The following is a 20,147-nucleotide window of genomic DNA, read 5'->3' as shown; positions in this document are numbered from 1 at the left end:
GGCGCGTGCGGCTCACTTGCCGGTAAGCTTCTTGCGGATGTCCACGCCGACGCCCTTGTTGACGAACTGCGTGTCCACGACCTTGCTCACATCGATCTGGCCGGGCTTGTACAGACCCGCCTTGACCATCTTGTCGTAGAAGTCCTTCACGCGCGCCGGATCGATCGCGCCGATGCCCTTGGTCAGCGAGTCCTTGCTGTCGACGATGCCGAGCTTCTTGATGTTGTCGATGTAGCCCTGCTGCACGGCGAACGAAGCGTCCGGATTGATCTTGAGGATCATCTCCTTGGCGGCCTTGTTCTCGCCGTAGAGGAAGTTGTTCCAGCCGATGATCGAGGCCTCGACGAACTTGCGCACGGTCTCGGGCTTGGTCTTGACCATGTCCACGCGCGTCTCGATGGTCGTGCCGTAGGTCGAGAAACCGTTGTCGGCCAGCAGATGCACCACGGGCTCGAAGCCTGCGGCGTTCTTGATGGTGATGGGCTCGGAGAACGCGTAGCCTTGCTGGATCGACTTCTTGTCGGCCAGGAACGGACCCATGTTGAAGGTGTAGGGCTTGAGGTTCTTGTCCTTGAAGCCGTAGTCCGACTTCATCCACTGCCAGAAGCTGAACTGACCGTCCTTGCCGATGAAGGCCACGGGCGCGTTGGCCATGTCCTTGAAGGTGTCGTAGCCCTGGCCGGGATGCGCGAACATGGCCTGCGGGTCCTTCTGGAAGAAGGCCGCGACGACCACGGTGGGGATGCCGTTCTTCACGTTCTCGAACGACTGCAGCAGGTTGCCGGTCATCAGGAAATCGACCTTGCCTGCGGGCAGCATGGGGCGGTTGTTGACCATCGGTCCGCCTTGCTGGATCTCGACGTCGAGGCCGTACTTCTTGTACGTGCCATCGACCAGTGCCTGGTAGAAGCCGCCGTGGTCGGCATGGGCCTTCCAGTTGGTGGCGAAGACCACCTTTTCCTGAGCGTGCGCGGCGATGCTGGCACCCATCAGCGACAGGCCGATGGCGATGCTGCTGACGAGAGTCCCGGGGGAGGTGCGGTAAGTACGGAAGTTGCGGAGTTGGAACATGGGGCGGGTCTTGTGTTCTTGAAAAATGGGTTCGGTGCGCGTGCCTTGGCTCAGAGCTTTTTTCAGCGCTCTTGCGCCATCTCGGGCTTCCAGCCCAGCGTCTTGCCGGGGTTCATGAGGCCCATGGGATCGCTGCGCTTCTTGAATTCGATCTGCTGCTCGTCGATGGTCTTCATGCCGCCATCCTCGATGGTCACGACATGCGGATTGAAGACGATGCTGCCGCCTTGCGATTCGATCTCGCGCATCACGCCGCTCAGGTGTTCTTCACCCTTCCAGCGCACCAGCAGAATGCCGAAGGTGCCGCATTCGCCGTTGGCGCGCGCGAAGTCCTGGTGCTGCAGCACGTCGTCGCCGAAGATCGCGAGATGGCGCTCGACCACCTCGGGATTGAACGGCTGCGCATACGCCACTTGCAGATAGGTCCAGCCACGATCGGCCTTGAGCGCCTGCAGCGTGGTGTGGTTGAACGCGCATTCGTAGGCAGGAGGAAAGCCTTCGGCCAGCAACTCGGCCTCGGTTCCGGCAATCGAGATCACACCGCCGTGCTGCTCGGCCAGCGCGCGAAAGTCCTGCATGGAATCGGGCGAGACCATCGTGAACACCGCGTGGCGATCCGCCGGAAAACGGTCGCGCATGGCGGTGTAGTAGGGCGAGAAACGCGCCTCGACGGTCGACAGCAGAAAGATGTCGAGCGACGGGTCCTGCGCTGCGATGCCGAAGTCCAGCGCGCCGCGATACGTGGGGAACAGCGCCGTGCAATGCACCCATTCGACGGCGGGGCTCAATGCCACTTCCACGTCGAGGATCACGCCGTTCGTGCCGTAGGCATGGTGCACCTGCTGGATCTCGTCGCCCACGAGTGCGATGATGCGCGGCTCGCGCTCCACCGTCATCACGCGGGCGCGCAGCAGGTTGCCAGCGTCACGCAGAATGCCGTGGCGGAACGAACCGATGCCGCCGAAACCGCCCGCGATGAAGCCGCCGATGGAGGCCACATGCCAGGTCGAAGGCCACATGCGCAGCGCCTGTTCGGTCTCGCGCGCGGCCATGTCGATGTCGTACATGCGCGCACCGGCTTCCACGCGGATGCGGCCTTGCGCGAGGTCGAGCACGCGGCACATCTGCGTCACGTCGAGCACGATGCCGCCTTCAAGCGGCACGCATTGCCCGTAGTTGCCGGTGCCGCCAGCGCGCACGGTGATCGGCAGCTTCCACTTTGCGGCAACCGCTGCGGCCTGGCGCACGTCGTCCTCGGTGCTCACCTTGACGACCAGATCGGCCACGCAGTCTGCAAGCTGTGCGGTGAGGATCGGGCTGTACCAGTAGAAGTCCTTGGACAGCTGCTTGCGCTGGCTGGGCGCGGTGATCAGGTTCAGGCCGTGCAGGTCTGCGCGCACGGCATCCCAGTCGATGGCCATTGAGTGTTGGGGCAGTCTAGCGTTCATGGCGCATCTCACTTTCATGCCAGTGGCCGAGCACCATGCGCGACAGCGTGGCAAACACGATGAAGATCACGATGCCGAGCAGCGACACCAGCAGCAGCGCCGCAAACATCATGGGAATTTCGGTGCGAAAGCTCGACTCGAGAATGCGCGATGCGAGGCCGGTTTCCTTGCCTGCAGTGCCCGCAGTGAACTCGGCGACTACGGCACCGATGAGGCTCAGGCCGCCCGCGATCTTGAGACCCGCCATGAAGTACGGCAGGGCGCTTGGCACCAGCAGATAGCGGAACGTCTGCCAGGGCGATGCCTTGTAGAGACGGAACAGATCCTTCAGATTGCTGTCTGCACTCTTCAAGCCGATGACGGTGTTCGACAGAATCGGGAAGAACGCCACGATCCATGCGCACAGCAGCAGCGCGGCCGTGGTGTTGGACACGTAGATCAGGATTAGCGGCGCAATCGCGACGATGGGCGTGACCTGCAGCAGCACGGCAATCGGGAACAGGCCGATCTCCACCCACTTGAACATGCCGAACGCAATCGCCAGCAGCACCCCGCCGATGATGGCGGCGGCCAACGCCAGCAGCGTGAGCTTGACCGTGAACCACAGCGCGCCCGAGAGTGAATCCCAATTCTCGAACAGCGTGCGCAGCACCAGCGACGGCGCGGGCAGGATGTAGTGCGGAATGTCGTTGGCGCGCACCAGCCATTCCCACATCAGCAGCAGGAGCGCGATGATGGCCGTGGGCACGGCGACGCGCAGCATCGACTCACGACGGCGCAGGCGGTCTTCGCGTGCGCGCAGCGATTCGGCGGAAGGCGTGGCCTCGGCAGCAGCGGTAGCGGGTGTTGTCACGACGGAATCAATGGTCGATGTCGAGGCCATGAAGTGCTCCATGCAGTGATTGGGAAACGGCGGCGCAGTGTGCGTTGTAGCGACTCGAAGTGCGGAAGGCTTCGCCGCGCGGGTAGGGCTCGTCGATGCGGATTTCGTCGATCACGCGGCTCGGGCGCGCGGCCATCACCACGATGCGGTTGGACAGATAGACCGACTCGTAGACGCTGTGCGTGACGAACACGATGGAGAAACGGTGCTCGCGCCAGATGGCGAGCAGGTCGTTGTTCAGCTTTATGCGCGTCATCTCGTCGAGTGCGGCGAATGGCTCGTCCATCAACAGCAGGCGCGGGCGCGTGACGAGCGCGCGGGCGATGGACACGCGCATCTTCATGCCGCCCGAAAGCTCGCGTGGGTACACATCGGCAAAGCGCGAAAGGCCCACCATTTCAAGCGCTTGCTGCACCACGGGCGCAGCAGCGTCGCGGCTGGTGCCCGCAAGCTTGAGCGGCAGCCAGACGTTGTCGAACACCTTGGCCCAGGGCATGAGCGTGGGCTCCTGGAACACAAAGCCCAGATCGCGATTGCCGCGGCCCTTGCCGCCGGACTGTTCGCTGTTCCACTGGATGTCGCCCGAGCTGATGCGCGTGAGTCCCGCGATCAGCCGCAGCGCCGTGCTCTTGCCGCAGCCCGAGGGGCCGAGAAAGCTGATGAAATCGTGCTCGCCAATGTCGAGCGACATGCCCTGCAGCGCCAGTGTGCCGTTGGCAAAACGCTTGTCCGCATTGCGCAGGCTGACCAGTGGCTGGGAGGCGTTGGCGTTGGATGGGTTGTGGTGGTCCATCGTGCGGTTCCTTCGCGGGTTTGATCCCTTGTGTCACTTCCACGCGGGCACGTTGGCAAGGCGCTCGATCGGGAAGCGGTCGATCTCGTGCAGCAACTCCACAAAACGGCGGCCCACGTGGTCGAGCACCGCAGCGCCTTTTTCCGCCGTGGCGCGCGTGGCGTCACCGGCGGCACCGGCGGGGTTGATGTCGTGCATCTGCCAGCCGAGCTTGCCGCTGGGCGTGATCGACAGGAACTTGTTTTCCTCGGCCATCTGCTCGGTCAACGAGCTGAAATTGCGGAACTGGTCGCGGCGCACGTAGTCGGGCGTGAGATGCAGCATCACCGAGCTTTCCAGATCGCCCGCATGGATGCCGTGCTTGCCCTCATGCGCGGTGAACAGGCCCTCGGGCAGGCCCAGCGTGTACCAGTTGGCGGCCACGACCATCATGTCGTGCTCCTCGCGCAGATCGCGTGCGACGATGTCCATCACGCTCATCTGGCCGCCGTGGCTGTTGTAGAGCACCAGCTTGCGCACGCCGGCCTTGGCGACGCAGGCACCAATGTCCTTCCACAGCGAGATCAGCGTGTTGGCCGACACCGTGAGCGTGCCCGGATAGCCCGAGTGCTCGTTGCTCTTGCCATAGGCCACCGTGGGCAGGAACAGCACCGGCAGGTCGTCCGGCAGATGCGGCAGGCTGGCACGCACCATGCCGTCGATGGTCGCGGTGTCGGTGGACATGGGCAGATGCGGACCATGCTGCTCGGTGGCTCCCACCGGCAAAACAGCGATGAGCCGTTCTCGGTCGAGTCTGGAGAATTCTTCGCTGGTCAGGTCGGACCAGAAGCGACTGCGCAGGGGAACCGGGTTCATCGTGGCTTACCTTTCGGTGACGGTTGGAACAAGCAAAATTATCCAGTTGTTCAAAAATAATTGCCTAAGTAATAACCCATATCAAACTGACAGCGTCGAGTTTGAAATTCAAATCAGATCACTTGGTCAAGTTTTGTGCTAACTGATGCGGCATGGCGCAAAGGCGGGTAGGGAGGCGTTGCTGTGTCAGTCCGAGACGCCAGAACCGCACATGCCCATCACAACCATGGTTTATTTCTGGCCTAAATTTTGAGAAATTCTGGTCAGAATGCTAGAATCCGGTCTGTACCTGCAATGCAGGCCGAATCCGTTTTTGTTCCGTTCAGCACTGTTCCGATCGAACTTTCTACGCTCATGCAATCCGTCGGCATCTACGAAGCCAAGACCCGTTTTTCCGCCCTGATCGAACTCGTCGAGCAGGGCGAGGAAGTGCGCATCACGCGCCACGGCAAGGAAGTGGTGCGCATGCTGCCGGTGCGTCGCCGCCCGGTGATTTCCGACGAGCAGATCGCACGTGAACTCGGCCAGATCGAAGCGCTGCAAGCCACGATCGAACCAGTGACGAATGAAGACGCCGCAGCCCTGCGCAAAAAAGGCAGGAGCGAGGCCGCATGACCGCGCAAGTGACTTCCTTCGTTCTCGACGCATCCGTCACAGCCGCCTGGCTGCTGCCCGACCACGCGAGCGCCGCCACGCGCCGCCTGTACGCACGCATTCGCCGCGATGAAGTCGATCCGCATGCGCCCAATCTGTGGCAATGGGAATGTGGCAACCTGATCGCCAGCGGCGTGAACGCCGGACGCATTCCGCCCACATCGGTCGAAGGCCTGTGGGGCGTGCTCGAAGCCATTCGCCATCGCGTGGAGCTGCATGAACTTGCTCCCGCGCAGCACAAGGCCGTGCTCGACGTGGCACTCGAAACCGGCCTGTCGACCTACGACGCCGCCTATCTCTGGCTGGCAAGATCGCTCAAATTGCCGCTGGCCACCTTCGATGCAGCGCAAGCCAAAGCCGCCAAAAAAAGCGGCGTGGCGCTGCTCGATCTGGCCAGTCTCTGAACCGAATCAGTACCCAACCTCAACCGTTTTTTCTCACCCTCAATCACCATGCAACACGACAAGATCCTCATTCTCGATTTTGGCTCGCAGGTCACGCAGCTCATCGCACGCCGCGTGCGCGAAACCAATGTGTATTGCGAAGTCCATCCCTGCGACGTGACGAGCGACTGGGTGCGCGAGTTCGCCGCCGACGGCAAGCTCAAGGGCGTGATCCTCTCCGGCAGCCACGCCAGCGTCTACGAAGTGGACGACCGCGCGCCTGACGCCGTGTTCGAACTGGGCCTGCCTGTGCTCGGCATCTGCTACGGCATGCAGACCATGGCCACGCAACTCGGCGGCAAGGTCGAAGGCTCCAACACCCGCGAATTCGGCTACGCCGAAGTGCGCGCCCACGGCCACACCAAGCTGCTCGAAGGCATCGAAGACTTCAGCACCGCTGAAGGCCACGGCATGCTCAAGGTCTGGATGAGCCACGGCGACAAGGTCACCCAGTTGCCCGAAGGCTTCAAGGTGATGGCTTCCACACCCAGCTGCCCCATCGCCGGCATGGCCGACGAAGCGCGTCGCTACTACGCCGTGCAGTTCCACCCTGAAGTCACGCACACCGTGCAGGGCGCGGCCATGCTCAACCGCTTCGTGCGCGGCATCTGCGGCGCAAGCCCGGACTGGATCATGGGCGACTACATCGAAGAAGCCGTCGCCAAGATCCGCGAACAAGTCGGCGATGAAGAAGTCATCCTCGGCCTGTCGGGCGGCGTCGATTCGTCCGTGGCCGCGGCGCTGATCCACCGTGCCATCGGCGACCAACTCACCTGCGTGTTCGTCGATCACGGCCTGCTGCGCCTGAACGAAGGCGACATGGTCATGGACATGTTCGAAGGCAAGCTGCACGCCAAGGTCGTGCGCGTCGATGCCTCCGACCTGTTCCTCGGCGAACTCGCCGGCGTGTCGGAGCCCGAACAAAAGCGCAAGATCATTGGCCGCTTGTTCGTCGACGTGTTCAAGGCAGAAGCCAGCAAGCTCAAGGCCGCGAACGCTCACGCTAAGGGCGCTACCTTCCTCGCCCAAGGCACGATCTACCCTGACGTCATCGAATCCGGCGGCGCCAAGAGCAAGAAGGCCGTCACCATCAAGAGCCACCACAACGTCGGTGGCCTGCCAGAGCAACTCGGCCTCAAGCTGCTCGAACCCCTGCGCGACCTCTTCAAGGACGAAGTCCGCGAACTCGGCGTGGCGCTCGGCCTGCCACGCGAGATGGTCTATCGCCACCCATTCCCAGGCCCAGGTCTGGGCGTGCGCATCCTCGGCGAAGTGAAAAAGGAATACGCCGACCTCCTGCGCCGCGCCGACGCCATCTTCATCGAAGAACTCCGCAACTGGATCGACGAAGCCACCGGCAAGAGCTGGTACGACCTCACCAGCCAAGCCTTCACCGTCTTCCTGCCCGTCAAGAGCGTGGGCGTGATGGGCGACGGTCGCACATACGACTACGTCGTCGCACTGCGCGCCGTGCAGACCAGCGACTTCATGACTGCGGACTGGGCTGAGCTGCCTTATGGTCTTTTGAAGAAGACCTCCGGCCGCATCATCAATGAAGTGCGCGGCATCAACCGGGTTACTTATGACGTGAGCTCCAAGCCGCCAGCGACCATCGAGTGGGAGTGAAATCGGGTCCTTCGGGGACTATCGCCAGTTATCGAAAAATCGCCATAAGTCGTTGATTCATAAGAATTTACGACACGGCACCTATCGGTGGCTATCGCCGGCCAGCAAAACAGGTTGACGGTAGAACTGACGGTAAGAACCGGAGGTCGGATTAAGACCCTCCCGTTTACTATTGAGACCAAATCGGTCTTTGACGGTAAAAAGCTCCTCTGGAAAGCTTGTTTCATGCGGCTTTCCGGGCATCAGCAGGTCTCCTGACCCCTGACGGTAAAAGCCGTCACGAAACAGGAGTAAAACCTCGATGCTTACCGACACAGCACTGCGCAATCTGAAGCCTAAGTCGTTGACTTATAAGGCTTCTGACCGGGATGGGATGTACGTGACGGTATCGACCGCCGGTACCGTCACCTTCCGCTACGATTACCGTCTCAACGGGCGCCGTGAGACCTTGACCATCGGCCGCTATGGTCTTGGCGGCATCTCGCTGGCGCTGGCCCGTGAAAAGCTGTTCGACGCCAAGAAGGCCGTCGCTGCCGGCCGTTCCCCTGCACTGGAAAAGCAGCGCGAGAAGCGCCGGCTGACCGCGACCAGGAACTTCGGCGACTTAGCCGTCAAGTGGCTGGCGGATGCCCGGATGGCCGACAGCACGCGTGCGATGCGCAAGCATGTCGTTGATCGCGACATCCTGCCGGCGTTCCAGAACCGGCTGCTCAACGAAATCACCGCTGATGACCTGCGGGCCTTGTGCAACAAGGTGAAGGCGCGCGGGGCACCCGCGACCGCGGTGCATGTCCGCGACATCGTGAAGCAGGTCTATGCCTTCGCCATCCTGCATGGTGAGAAGGTGGACAACCCGGCCAGCGATGTGGCTGCCGCCTCGATCGCAACCTTTGTGCCGAAGGATCGGGCGCTCTCGCCGGCCGAAATCCGGCTGGCATTCCATCAGTTGGAGTCCATCGCAACCTATCCGACGATCCGCTTGGCGCTGCGCATGGTTCTGCTGACCTTGGTGCGCAAGAGTGAGTTGATCGAGGCCACCTGGAGCGAGATCGACTTCGAAAGCGCCACCTGGACGATCCCGAAGCAACGCATGAAGGGGCGCAACCCGCACGTGGTCTATCTGTCGCGGCAGGCTCTAGACATCCTGGTAGCGTTGCACACATGCGCTGCCGGTTCGAAGTTCGTGTTGCCCTCGCGCTACGAGCCGACGCATTGCATGTCGCATGCAACGCTGAACCGTGTCACCCAGCTCATCGTCAAGCGGGCCAAGGCCGCGGGCCTACCGTTGGAGCCCTTCACGGTGCATGACCTGCGCCGTACCGGCTCGACGCTGCTCAACGAAGTGGGATTCAACGGCGACTGGATCGAGAAGTGCCTGGCCCACGAGGAAGGGCGTTCCTCGCGCTCGGTCTACAACAAGGCCGAGTACGCCGAACAGAGGCGCCACATGCTGCAGGAGTGGGCGGACATGGTCGATGCTTGGATCGACGGGCGTACCCATGTGCCGAAGCTGCTGCCGGAGAACGTGCCGGTCCCGGTGCTCAGTGCGGCTTTGTGAAGGGAGGGCCGCATGTTGACTCCATCGGGACTCGCCGTCGGCGGGCAGCGCAAGGTTTGCGTATATGGCGAAAAGATTACTCTGAGTGATCTTTTTCAAGGGTTGTCAAACTTCTCGCCCTTGGTGAAAGTTTATAAATCTGTTATTTTGAGCACTATGGATGCTCAAAATTCAGGAAAACTGAACCGCCTGCTGACCGAACTGGGTGATACGCGCCTAGTGTCCAGTCGCTGGCTACGAGTGCACGGCTACTCCAACAGCCTTGTCGCGCGTTACGTGGGCGGCGGCTGGCTGGTGTCGCCGGCGCGCGGCGTTTACATGCGCAAGGGCGGGCGCCTGCAGTGGGAGGGCGTGGTCCGCAGCCTGCAGGTCGGGGAGGGGTTGCCGCTGTATGTTGGGGGGCGTTTTGCGCTGGTCCTGCAGGGGCATGAGCATTACCTGCGTCTGGGCGATGCCGGGACGATCACTCTGTATGGGTCGGAGCGGCCGCCGGGCTGGCTGGGCAAGCTGTCGTTGGAGCAGCGTTTCGAGTTCCTGGGCAAGGGGCCGTTCGACCTGCCGACCGTGCCTGTCTCGGCGGACGTCTCCGAGAAGGCGCTGACCGAATCGGGACTGGCCTGGCATTCCGCTTCGCCTGGTGTCGATGCCTTGGTCTGCTCGACGCCCGAGCGGGCCATGCTGGAACTGTGCGACGACGTGTCGGGCGCGGCGCTGGTCTACGAGGCCGATGCACTGATGCAGGCCATGACCACGCTGCGGCCGCAGCGGGTTGGCTTGCTACTGCGCCATTGCCGCAGCATCAAGGCCAAGCGGCTGTTCCTGGCGCTCGCCGAGCGGCACCGGCATGCGTGGCTATCGCATGTGCCGTTGGATGGCGTCGATTTGGGCCGAGGCAAGCGTGCGCTGGTGCCTGGCGGGCGTCTGCACCCCACCTACCAGATCACCTTGCCGGGAGACCTCGATGAGCACCTGGCTTGACCACTGGGACCGGCGCTACACCGACCGGGTGCGGCTGCTGATGGAGATCCTGCCGGTGTTGGCCTCGGAGCCGCGCTTCGCGCTCAAGGGCGGCACGGCCATCAATCTGTTCGAGCATGACCTGCCGCGTCTGTCGGTGGACATCGATCTGGCCTGGCTGCCGGTGCACGACTATGCCGAGGATGCGAGGTTGATCGCCGAAGCGCTAGGGAGACTGGCCGACGTGCTGCGCGCCCGGCCTCTGCAATTGCAGGTGCAGTCGTCGGCGGGCGAGGGCGGGGCGGTCACCCGGCTGGTGGCCAGCCGCGGCCGTGCGCGTGTGCAGATCGAGACGACGCCGGTCATGCGCGGCACGGTGCATCCGGTGCGCAGCATGGTGGTACGCTCGCGCGTGGAGGAGGCGTTCGGTTTCGCCGAAGTGCAGGTGCTGGATTTCGCCGATCTCTATGCTGGCAAGCTGGCGGCGGCGTTATCGCGGCAGCATCCGCGCGATCTCTTCGACGTGGGCCTGCTGCTGGAGGATGAACGAGCGGATGTGAGTCTTTGGCGGACCTTCCTCGTGTACCTGACCTCTAGTCCCAAGCCTGCCTGGGAGATGCTGGCGCCGCGCGTGCCCGCGGACTTCACTGCAACCTTCGAGGCGCATTTCAAAGGCATGACGGCCGAGGCCGTCGCCGTGGAAACCTTGCTGGAGAGCCGGGAGCGCCTGCTGGCGCGGGTAGCGCAGTGGCTGGACGAACCGTCGTGTGCGTTCCTGCGGTCCGTGGAGAACGAGCAGCCGGATTTCGGCTTGATCGGGCTCGCGCATGCGGCGGAACTGCCGGGTGTGCGGCGCAAACTGCATAACCTGGCACAGCGCACGGCCGCGAAGCGTGCCGCAGACCACCAACAGCTTGAAGAGACGCTGGCGCGGATCGCCGGTGCCTGATGACGAGGGAGGCCGACGCCATGGTTCACGATTTCACACTGGTCTATGAGCTGGACTCGCGCATGGGGTCGCAGGAGGATGTACTTCGCCAGCTGGCGGACAGCGACTGCGCCGATACCACGGTTGGCTGGGGCCGGCCAAGGCATGTCGGCCTGGCTTTCAGCCGGGAGGCGAGCGACCACGATGCTGCGGTGACGCTTGCCACGGCGCAGATCGTACAGGCGCTGCCGGGGGCAGTGCTGATCCGGGTGGATGCCGCATAGCCGCTGCAAGCATTTGATGGCGGCGTCATCGAACAGGGCGGTGCCGGCGCTGCCTTACGTCCGGTCCGCTCGACGTGCTCGTCATCGCTGATCGAGAGGCTTGCTTGCGGCCTTCGATCCAGGCCTCGACCTCTTCCAGGTCCCAGACGACGCAGCGGGCGGTGAGGCGGAAGCGGCGCGGGAATTCGCCGCGCTGTTCCATCTCGTAGATCGTCGTCTCTGCCAGAGGCACGATCTGGTGCAACTCGTGACGGCGGATGGTTCGACGGAAAGGCAAGGGAAACTTTGCAGGAAACTGGGGCAGGTTGTCATAGCCATCCGTGCCGGGATGCGGCGCGTGCGCCTGCGGTTCCTCGTGTTCAGCGACGTGTTCCATGCGAACGTGCATTGATGACTCCCGGTAGATCTCTGTGCATACGGAGCCATGGTGACTATCGGCAGCAATTGGCACAACTCGCTGTGGCGAAGCGAGGAGGGCACCATCCAATCTACGCATCACGGTGACGTTGAATCTCGCGCGGCCCGCTTCTGTTGCACCTGCGATTGAGAGCGAAATCCCCGATCGCGTCCTATGAACGCTTCGAGCATGTGCGGGATCAGCGTCATGGCATCGACGGCCTCTCCGTACATCTGCGTGTGCAGCGAGGCGTAGCGATCGAGGTCGACTTTGAGGCTTGCTGGGCAGACGAAGGTCAGTTTGATGCTTTCGGTCTTGGGTAAGGGCCCGAGTCGCAGCTTCTTGGTCGTGCTCATTGCGACGCTCCTCGATTGAAGAGTAACGGCTGGTAGGGCCGCAGCATCAGATCGCGGTTAACGATAATGCGCACTTGCAACCCGGGCCGCGCTGTCAGCGTCGGCTGGATGTTCATGTTGCGCCGGGTCATCTCCTGTCCGACCTGGTTCACGCTGTCCTGCAAGCCATCGCGCCCAGCGATGATGATGCGGTTGCCGTCCTGCCGGTTTTCCGGCGCGGCCAATTCGGCCCCCGCGCCCAGCAGCGTCGTCAGTGCCGCGCCGGCCAGGATGCGGCCCCAGTGCCGGTCAATCTCGTCTTCCACGCCGGCATAACCCGCCGGATCGGTGCCCACGAGGTTGTCCAGCGTCAGCGAGGACGTATCCGGCAGGATGACCCGGTTCCACACCATCTGTACGCGGCTCTGGCCGTAGCTCACTTGACTGTTGTAGCGGCCCAGGATGCGTGATCCCTGCGGGATCAGTAGGAACTTGCCCGTGGCCGTGTCATAGACCGGCTCTGTCACCGTGGCGATCACATCGCCCGGCAAGTCCGACTTGATCCCCGTCACCAGCGCTGCCGCGACCACCGTCCCGGCCATCACCTGGTACGGCGAAGCCGGCATTTGCAGGTTGCCGGAATTGCGGGTTTCCGTAGACCCGCTTTTCAGGAAGGCTTCCTTTTGGTCCTGCCGGTTCTGCACCGTGGTCGGATCGGCGGGCTGGGCCGCTGTCGAGGCCGGCCCGGCCGCCAGCGGATCGAAAGCTGCCATGGGGCTCATGCCTGGTACAGCGGGCGCTGCCTGCGCAATAGCGCCAGCGGTTTGCCCAGGCTTGCCCGAGCGGAAGAACACCGCCGAAGCCGCCGCCGCTTCGGCCTCCTTGCGTAAGGCATCTTCGGGATCGTGTCCCGGTGGCGCATAGGTGGGCGTTACCGTCTGTTGCGAGGCCACGATGGCTGGGCCCAGATCGCCCGGCAGCGGTGGCCCCAGCGCCGGTACCTTCGGCAGCTTGGAGTAATCCGAAGGCAGACCATCCAGTCCCTCGGACTTGGACACGCGGTCTACGTTGTACAGCTCGTTCTGTACACCCGCGCCGCGCCGGTGCGGCTGTAATGACCAGATCGTGGCCCCGAGCACGGCGACCGACAGGCCGCCGGTGAGGATGGCCAGCGTACGCCGGTTCAGGCGCGTGACCGGACGCGGCTGCGCGCGCAGCGCCACCGCCTCGGGCGCCACCTTATCCGCCTGCGGCGTGGCAAGGTCGGGAGTGTCATCCTGGCGCATGGTCAATTCCTCCGCGTGCCGTCCGTGCGCTCGATCCGCACCACGTCGCCCTTGTCCGCGCCCAGGCGCAGTTCGGCCGCACCAAACAGGCGATCGACGATGTAGTACGGCGAGCGAAAGCGATAGTTCACCAACTGCCCATCACCCTGCGCGCCAATAACAAACAGCGGCGGCAGCTCGCCCTGGGCGATGCCCGGCGGGAACTGGATATAGACCTTCTCGCCGTCGTCGAAGGCGCGCAGCGGCTTCCAGGGCGGATTGCTGCCACTGACGGCGTAGCGAAAGCGAATCTTCTCCAGCGACAAGCCGGCATCGACCGGCGCGGCGGCACTGGCCGCTTGCGCCTGGCGCTGCAAGGCCAGCATCTTGTCCTTCGGATACTCCCAAGACACCGACGCCATCCATGTCTTCTCGGTCGAGGTCAGCTCCAGCAGGTAGGTGCGCCGGCTGGTGGTGATGACCAGATTGGTTTTCAGGCCCGAGCGGATCGGCTTGACCAGCACGGTCACGCGCAGGTTGGCGCCGCCGCCGCTCGATGTGTCGCCCACGATCCAGCGCACGGTATCGCCAGCGGCCACCGTTACCAGCTCCTCCCCCGGCTGCAATGCAATGACTGTGACGCGGCCCACGGCCGCATAGACCTGGTACAGCGCACCATCGGTGAAGGGCCAGATCTGGATCGCGTTGATATAGCCCTCGCGCGTGGGCGCGATGCGCGCCTCGGCATTGGCGCGCGAGACGCGCACTTTCTCGTCTGTCGGCTCCGGCGTGGACTTGTCCTCGGCGTCGGGAACTGGCTTCAACTGCGCGGGCATCGGTAGGACCTCGGGCACGGCCACCACCTCCACCGGCGCGGGCGTTTCCGGCATCGGTTGGACCTGCACCGGCTCATCAACCGAGATCAGCGGTGGCGGCTTTCCCTGCGTGGCGCAGCCCGTGAACAAAACGGTGGATGCCATCAGCATCACCGGCAAGGCGGATTTACAGAAAAGATCATTCATGGTTTTGCTCCTTCGGAAGAATCCAGTTCGCGGCTCCAGGACAGGCCGTTGACGTAGATACCCAATGGGTTCTTGCGCACGCGCTGCTCGGTGCGCGGCGTTTGCTGCACGATGGACACCACGGCGTTCCAGCGTTCGGTGCGATCCAGAGCGCCATTGACGAAGCGCGTCTCCGTCCAGCGCACGTTGAAAGACGTGTCGCTGGCGCGGGTCACGCTGCTGATCTGCACCGTCACCGACTCCTTGCCAATGCGAGAGAACGGATCGTTCACCCGCGCGTAGTCGTTGAGCACGCCCGCGCCTTTGTCGGTGGTGTAGTCATAAGCATCGAGCCAGTTCTGCCGCACCACGATGGGGTCGATGGACAAAGAGCGCACCAGGCCGATGAAGCGGCCCAGGTGGTAGGCCACCTGCGCATCGCTGGGCTGGTACGGCGTGGCCGCTTCACCGACAGCGCGCACCTGGCCCGCGTTGTCCACCTCGATCACGTAAGGCGTGACGATGGACTGCGCCGAGCGCCACACCAGACCTCCGGCCATCAACAGCGCGAGCGTCAAGCAGCCGAAGGCCATCAGACGCCAGTTCTTTGCCTGCACACGCGGCGAGCCGATACGGTCGTCCCACACCTGGCCGGCAGCTTGGTACGGCGTGGCAGGCTGCGGTGTGTCGGCATACCGCACCTGGGGTCGTTTGAATCGCATGCTCAGTTCTCCTTGTGAATCGGTTTAATCGTCGGAGCCGCGCAGGCTCGGGCCTTGCCCGGAGCCCCCGCCATCGCCACCGCGCAGCGCGTGAGCGGCGGTCGTCGCGGCGTGGGTGAGTTGTTGGCGGCGATGCAGCCGCTTGGCCCACGCGGGCTGCGCATTGGCCGCGCCGGACGTGGCTTCGCCAGCAGCCGGACCGGATGCCACGGCTCCAGCGGTCGCCGAGCCATTCCAGCCAGCGCGGAACGGGGCGGCCATCTGCTGCCCGGCAGCGGATGCACGCGATGCTGCGCCGCGCCCGGCGGACTGCGCACCGGTCTTGGCGACGTTGCCCAAACCGGCCATCGCGCCCTTCGCACCACCGCCTGCGGCCGTGGAACCCGTCTGGAAAGCCGACCGTGCGCTGCTGGCCGTCGAGGTGGCGGCACGCGCGCCGCTGCCCGCCAGCTTGGCGGCGGCCGGCGCCATGCGCGCTCCGGCCATGACGGCGCCACCTACGCCAGTCGCCGCAGCGCCGACGGCCACGGCTGTCCCGGCTGCACCGACCGCAGCACCGGCCATCGCGCCCGCACCGAGCTGCGGCGCACCGGAGACGAGGCCCGTGGCGATGCCAGGGCCGAAGATCCCCAGTGCCAGCAAGGTGAGCGAGGCCAGCATGATGACCAGCGCGTGGTCGATGGACGGTTCGTCGGGATGCACCTGAAACTCCGCGAACAAGCCCGAGCCGATGCCGACGATCACGGCCAGCACCAGCACCTTGATGCCCGAGGCCACCACGTTGCCCAAGACCTTCTCGGCCAGGAATGCCGTTTTGTTCCAGAGCGCGAACGGCACCAGTACGAAGCCCGCGAGCGTGGTCAGCTTGAACTCGATCAGCGTGATGAAAAGCTGGATCGCCAGCACGAAGAAGCACAAGACCACCACCAGCCAGGCGAGAAACATCACCGTGATGGCGTCGAGGTTCACGAACACCTCGGGAAAGCCGGCCATCTCGCCGACTTGTTCCAGGATCGGCGCCCCGGCGTCGATGCCAGTCTTGGCGAGCCGGCCCGGCCGCAAAAAGTTCTCCATCGTGATAGCTGAGCCGGTGGCTGTGATGCCCAGTCCGGCGAAGGAACGGAACACGATGCCGGCCAGCCAATTGAAATTGCCGATGATGTAAGCGAAGGCACCGACGTAGAGCACCTTGCTCAGCAGCTTGGCGATCACGTCCTCGCCCTGGCCGGTGGCGTGGCCCATCGCCCAATACAGGCCGGCGAGGGTCATGTCGATAACGATCAGCGTGGCGGTGAGGAATGCCACTTCGCCCTGCAACAGTCCGAACCCCGAGTCGATGTAGGTGGAGAAGGTGTTGAGGAAGCGGTCGATGATGGTGACGTCATTCATGGCGTGTCCTCTGGGGCAGGCAAGGCCAGCACCTCGCTGATGCCGTCGGATGTGGCGGGTTCATCAAAGCTCGGCGGGATTGGCGGCAGGTCGGCCAGCGTCTGGTATTCATCCGGCCCGGTCTGGCCGGAGAAGAAACGTCGCCGGAAGGCTTCGGCCGCAGCGCGGCAGGCGTCCTCGCCCGTGACCTGCATGACCTGTTGTGGATTAGCCGCGCACTGCGCGCGCAATGCCTTGAGCCGCACGGGATCGGCGGCCAAGGTATCGGCAAGGTGGTCGGCCGGCTGCTCGCCGCAGGCGGCCAGCAGCGCAACAAGGACCGCAATAGACAGGGCGAGAACGCATCGCATGACTGCCTCCCGTCAGTTGCCGTAGAAGTTCACGGACTGAGGCGTGTACGGCGTACCTTCGCCCAGGAAGCGCCGTCGCACTTCGCGGGCGCGCTCGGTAGCCGCCGCCTGTCGCGCCAGTTCCAACGAGGCGGCCCGGTCCTGCGTGATCTGGAGCCGTTGCCCCTGGATGAACTGCTTGGCCTGCAAGGCCAGCAATTGATTCGTGGCTTGCATCGCCTGGAGCGCGCCTTGGGCCGACTGGCTCTTGCCCACGAGGTCGGTCAGCATGCTTTCGTCATCGCTCAGGTTCTGCGAGGCCTGGGCCTGCATCTGCATCGTGGTTTGCAGGCCATTGAGCGTGTTCTTCCAGTGCTCCTGCGCATCGCGGTACATCTGGTCGCCGCTGACGGTGGCGGCGTACCTCTCGGGATACAGCCGCTGGAACTCCCGATCCAGATTCGTCACGTCGTAGGCCAGGCCCCTGGCCTGGGCAATCAGCCGCTCGGTCGTCGCCAGGTTGGCGCGCAACTGTCCCACTACGCTGGACGGCAAGCTGGCAAGGTTGCGCGCCTGATTCCGCAGCATCTGCGCTTCGTTCTGAAGCTGCTGGATCTGGTTGTTGATCTGCTCCAACGTGCGGATCGCGGTCAGCGTGTTCTGCACCAGGTTCGTGGGGTCGATGACGACCCATTGCGCCTGTACGGTGGACACGGTGCAAAGCATGGCTGCGATGGTGGCGGCGATAAGGTGCTTTTTCATGATGGGTTCTCCTGTGGGTGGGGGGACGGAAACGAGGACAGCAGGTCAGTGGCCCAGTGCAGGCCGCGATGGCGCAGCCACGTGGCTGCGAACGGGGTGGATGCGGAAGGCGTGGAGGTGGTGGCGGCAGCGAGCACGGCGTCGATGTCGCGCTGGTCCTGCGGTGAGGAAGCACCCGCGAAGGCCAGCGTCGCCGGCCCCAGGTCAAGGTCGAACAGGCGATTGCCGAGGCGGGATTGGTAGTAGTAGTCGCGCTTGGGCTGCGCGGTGGCGACGATCTCGATCTGACGCGAGTTCAGGCCGAAGCCTTCGTAGATCGTGCGAATCTGCGGCTCGGTTGCCTGCGGGTTCGGTAGGAAGATGCGACTGGCGCAGCTTTCGATGATCGCGGGCGCAATACTCGAATCCTTGATGTCCGCCAGGCTCTGCGTGGCGAAGATGACGCTGACGTTCTTCTTGCGCAGCGTCTTGAGCCACTGGCGGATGCGCGCGGCAAACACCGGGTCATCCAAGAACAGCCACGCCTCATCGAGGATCAGCAGCGTGGGCGCTCCGTCGAAACGTTCATCGAAGCGCGCAAAGAGGTAATGCAGCACGGCCATGACGGCGGCCTTGCTGTGCATCAGCTCCTCCATCTCGAAGCACTGAACGGAACCAGAACCGAGGCGATCCGAATCCGCATCCAGCAGCTTGCCGTGGGCGCCGCCAAGCACATAGGGTGCGAGCGCCTGGCGCAGCGCGTTCGATTGCAGCAGCACGAACAGGCCGGTCATCGTGCGCTGCTGCACGGGTGCACCTGCGAGGCTGCCCAGCGCCGACCAGATGGAGGCTTTCTCGTCGGGGCCGACTGCCACGCCTTCATGCAGCAAGCGGCCTTCGATCCATTCGGCCGCCCAGGTGCGGTAGCCCTCGCGGTCAATACGCGTAAGCGGCTGGAAGGCAATCCCGCCATCCGTGCCCAGGTCGTAGTGCTCGCCGCCCAGACCCAGGATGGTGGCGCGCATCGAGCGTCCCATGTCGAAGGCGAAGATGCGCGAGCCGTGGTAGCGCCGGAACTGAATCGCCAAGGTGGCGAGCAACACCGACTTGCCCATTCCGGTTGGCCCAGCCACCAGCGTGTGGCCCACGTCGCCGATGTGTGTCACCAGCCGGAACGGCGTCGCGCCTTCGGTCCGCGTGACGATCAGCGGCGGGCCGTCGAGGTGAGCATTGCGCTCAGGCCCAGCCCACACAGCCGACACCGGCATCAAGTGCGCCAGGTTCAACGTCGAGACGATGGGCTGGCGCACGTTGGCGTAGGCGTTGCCAGGGATCGACGACAACCAGGCATCGACAGAGTTGAGCGTTTCGGGAATGGTGACGAAGCCCCGGCCCTGGATGACGCGCTCCACCATGCGCAGCTTTTCGTCGGCCTTCGCCGGGTCGGCATCGAGTACCGTCACCGTGGTGGTGACATACCCGAAGGCCACTTGATCGCTGCCCAGCTCCTGCAAGGCGGCATCGGCGTCGGAGGCCTTGTTGCTGGCGTCAGTATCGACCAGCGGGCTTTCTTGCTGGAAGATGGTTTCACGCAGCAGCGCGATGACGTTCTTGCGCTTGGCGAACCACTGTCGGCGCAAACGCCCCAATTCCCGTTCCGCATCGGCTTTGTCCATGCAGAGGAACCGGGTTGACCAGCGGTACGCAAAGCCGAGGCGGTTCAGGTCATCCAGAATCCCCGGCCAGGTCGAGGTGGGAAAGCCCCGCACCGTTGCCACGCGCAGATGGGCATTGCCCAGCATCGGAGCCAGGCCACCAATGAGCGCGGAATCGGCCAATAGCGCATCAAGGTGGAACGGCAACTCCGGCACGCCCACGCGGTAGCGCCGCGTAGAGATAGTCGAGTGCAAGTAGGTCAGCGACTGACTGTCGTCGAGCCAGGCGATTTCTGGCATGACACCATCGAGCAGATCGAAGACGCGATCCGTTTCCGCCAGAAAGGCTTGCAGCCGCTCGCGCCAGTCCGCACCATTCGTTGGCGTGTTCTCGTAGAGCATCTTGGCTGCGCGGGCGCGGGATTCCTCCGGCGGCAGGTACACCAGCGTCAGGTGATAGCCGCTCTCGAAGTGGTTGCCCGATTCCTCAAACGCTGCGCGGCGTTCCTCGTCCACCAGCCACGACAGCGGCTCGGGAAACTCCGAGTGCGGATAGTCGGCGGCAGCGCGGCGCTCGGCCTCGATGAACAGCGCCCAGCCCGAACCCAGGCGGCGCAGCGCGTTGTTCAAGCGCGCCGACGTGGAAATCAGCTCGCCTTGCGTCGCGCTGTCCAAGTCTGGCCCACGGAAACGCGCCGTGCGCTGGAAACTTCCGTCCTTGTTCAAGACGACGCCCGGCGCAACCAGCCCGGCCCACGACAGCCAGTCGGCGAGCAACGCGGGCCGCTGGCGGTATTCGGTAAGGTTCAGCAT

21 protein-coding genes are annotated in these 20,147 nt (G+C 63.8%); 7 read left to right on the top strand and 14 right to left on the bottom strand.

What is annotated here, in order from left to right; translation table 11 throughout:
* Positions 1–12 precede the first annotated feature (12 nt).
* From G7048_RS01425 to G7048_RS01405, 5 genes are all read right to left on the bottom strand, one after another.
* The gene (locus G7048_RS01425; protein ID WP_371747691.1) at positions 13–990 is read right to left on the bottom strand and encodes an ABC transporter substrate-binding protein; all 978 of its coding nucleotides are present in this window, start codon (positions 988–990) and stop codon (positions 13–15) included.
* Positions 991–1,133: 143 nt separating this feature from the next.
* Positions 1,134–2,519, bottom strand: a complete 1,386-nt coding sequence (locus tag G7048_RS01420; protein ID WP_166066459.1) for an FAD-binding oxidoreductase — start codon at positions 2,517–2,519, stop codon at positions 1,134–1,136.
* Complete coding sequence (locus tag G7048_RS01415) at positions 2,509–3,402, bottom strand: ABC transporter permease (RefSeq protein WP_166066458.1); 894 nt, start codon at positions 3,400–3,402, stop codon at positions 2,509–2,511. Before G7048_RS01415 ends, G7048_RS01420 begins: the two co-directional genes overlap by 11 nt.
* Entirely contained in the window at positions 3,380–4,195 is an 816-nt protein-coding gene (locus G7048_RS01410; RefSeq protein ID WP_205750320.1) for an ABC transporter ATP-binding protein, read from the bottom strand. The genes G7048_RS01415 and G7048_RS01410 overlap by 23 nt, the downstream gene beginning before the upstream one ends.
* Before the next feature lie 33 nt (positions 4,196–4,228).
* Entirely contained in the window at positions 4,229–5,050 is an 822-nt protein-coding gene (locus tag G7048_RS01405; RefSeq protein ID WP_166066457.1) for a creatininase family protein, read from the bottom strand.
* 354 nt (positions 5,051–5,404) lie between these two features.
* Between G7048_RS01405 and G7048_RS01400 the strand changes: the two genes are divergently transcribed.
* The 7 genes from G7048_RS01400 to G7048_RS01370 all read left to right on the top strand — a co-directional run bounded on the left by G7048_RS01400 (position 5,405) and on the right by G7048_RS01370 (position 11,500).
* Positions 5,405–5,665, top strand: coding sequence for a type II toxin-antitoxin system Phd/YefM family antitoxin (locus tag G7048_RS01400; RefSeq protein WP_166066456.1), 261 nt, complete (start codon positions 5,405–5,407; stop codon positions 5,663–5,665).
* Positions 5,662–6,108, top strand: coding sequence for a type II toxin-antitoxin system VapC family toxin (locus G7048_RS01395; protein WP_205750319.1), 447 nt, complete (start codon positions 5,662–5,664; stop codon positions 6,106–6,108). Before G7048_RS01400 ends, G7048_RS01395 begins: the two co-directional genes overlap by 4 nt.
* A gap of 48 nt (positions 6,109–6,156) precedes the next feature.
* Positions 6,157–7,773: a glutamine-hydrolyzing GMP synthase gene (gene guaA / locus G7048_RS01390; RefSeq protein ID WP_166066455.1), complete on the top strand. Its 1,617-nt coding sequence runs from the start codon at positions 6,157–6,159 to the stop codon at positions 7,771–7,773.
* A gap of 301 nt (positions 7,774–8,074) precedes the next feature.
* Positions 8,075–9,331, top strand: coding sequence for a site-specific integrase (locus G7048_RS01385; RefSeq protein WP_166066454.1), 1,257 nt, complete (start codon positions 8,075–8,077; stop codon positions 9,329–9,331).
* Positions 9,332–9,487: 156 nt separating this feature from the next.
* Positions 9,488–10,309, top strand: coding sequence for a type IV toxin-antitoxin system AbiEi family antitoxin domain-containing protein (locus G7048_RS01380; protein WP_166070725.1), 822 nt, complete (start codon positions 9,488–9,490; stop codon positions 10,307–10,309).
* Positions 10,293–11,237 carry a nucleotidyl transferase AbiEii/AbiGii toxin family protein gene (locus tag G7048_RS01375; protein WP_166066453.1) on the top strand — a complete coding sequence of 315 codons (945 nt, stop codon included), beginning with the start codon at positions 10,293–10,295 and terminating at the stop codon, positions 11,235–11,237. Before G7048_RS01380 ends, G7048_RS01375 begins: the two co-directional genes overlap by 17 nt.
* A 20-nt stretch (positions 11,238–11,257) precedes the next feature.
* The gene (locus tag G7048_RS01370) at positions 11,258–11,500 is read left to right on the top strand and encodes a transcriptional regulator (protein WP_166066452.1); all 243 of its coding nucleotides are present in this window, start codon (positions 11,258–11,260) and stop codon (positions 11,498–11,500) included.
* A 25-nt stretch (positions 11,501–11,525) separates the two neighbouring features.
* On the opposite strand, the gene G7048_RS01365 is transcribed toward G7048_RS01370, so the two are convergent.
* From G7048_RS01365 to trbE, 9 genes are all read right to left on the bottom strand, one after another.
* Positions 11,526–11,876 carry an AlpA family transcriptional regulator gene (locus G7048_RS01365; protein WP_166066451.1) on the bottom strand — a complete coding sequence of 117 codons (351 nt, stop codon included), beginning with the start codon at positions 11,874–11,876 and terminating at the stop codon, positions 11,526–11,528.
* 119 nt (positions 11,877–11,995) lie between these two features.
* Positions 11,996–12,253 (bottom strand): DUF2274 domain-containing protein, encoded by a 258-nt coding sequence (locus tag G7048_RS01360; protein WP_166066450.1) that lies wholly within the window; start codon positions 12,251–12,253, stop codon positions 11,996–11,998.
* Positions 12,250–13,518: a TrbI/VirB10 family protein gene (locus G7048_RS01355; protein ID WP_166066449.1), complete on the bottom strand. Its 1,269-nt coding sequence runs from the start codon at positions 13,516–13,518 to the stop codon at positions 12,250–12,252. The genes G7048_RS01360 and G7048_RS01355 overlap by 4 nt, the downstream gene beginning before the upstream one ends.
* Before the next feature lie 2 nt (positions 13,519–13,520).
* Positions 13,521–14,519: a P-type conjugative transfer protein TrbG gene (trbG, locus tag G7048_RS01350; protein WP_166066448.1), complete on the bottom strand. Its 999-nt coding sequence runs from the start codon at positions 14,517–14,519 to the stop codon at positions 13,521–13,523.
* Positions 14,516–15,220 (bottom strand): conjugal transfer protein TrbF, encoded by a 705-nt coding sequence (gene trbF / locus G7048_RS01345; RefSeq protein ID WP_166066447.1) that lies wholly within the window; start codon positions 15,218–15,220, stop codon positions 14,516–14,518. The genes trbG and trbF overlap by 4 nt, the downstream gene beginning before the upstream one ends.
* A gap of 24 nt (positions 15,221–15,244) precedes the next feature.
* Complete coding sequence (gene trbL / locus G7048_RS01340) at positions 15,245–16,609, bottom strand: P-type conjugative transfer protein TrbL (RefSeq protein ID WP_166066446.1); 1,365 nt, start codon at positions 16,607–16,609, stop codon at positions 15,245–15,247.
* The gene (locus G7048_RS01335; RefSeq protein WP_166066445.1) at positions 16,606–16,959 is read right to left on the bottom strand and encodes a hypothetical protein; all 354 of its coding nucleotides are present in this window, start codon (positions 16,957–16,959) and stop codon (positions 16,606–16,608) included. The genes trbL and G7048_RS01335 overlap by 4 nt, the downstream gene beginning before the upstream one ends.
* 12 nt (positions 16,960–16,971) lie before the next feature.
* The gene (gene trbJ, locus G7048_RS01330; RefSeq protein WP_166066444.1) at positions 16,972–17,700 is read right to left on the bottom strand and encodes a P-type conjugative transfer protein TrbJ; all 729 of its coding nucleotides are present in this window, start codon (positions 17,698–17,700) and stop codon (positions 16,972–16,974) included.
* A complete protein-coding gene (gene trbE, locus G7048_RS01325; RefSeq protein ID WP_166066443.1) occupies positions 17,697–20,147 on the bottom strand; it encodes a conjugal transfer protein TrbE in 2,451 nt (816 codons plus the stop codon). The genes trbJ and trbE overlap by 4 nt, the downstream gene beginning before the upstream one ends.

The organism is Diaphorobacter sp. HDW4B (assembly GCF_011305535.1).
In the GTDB taxonomy this organism is placed as follows: domain Bacteria; phylum Pseudomonadota; class Gammaproteobacteria; order Burkholderiales; family Burkholderiaceae_C; genus Diaphorobacter_A.
The sequence above is the reverse complement of the archived record's forward strand: the minus strand, read 5'-3'. Positions and strand labels throughout refer to the sequence as shown.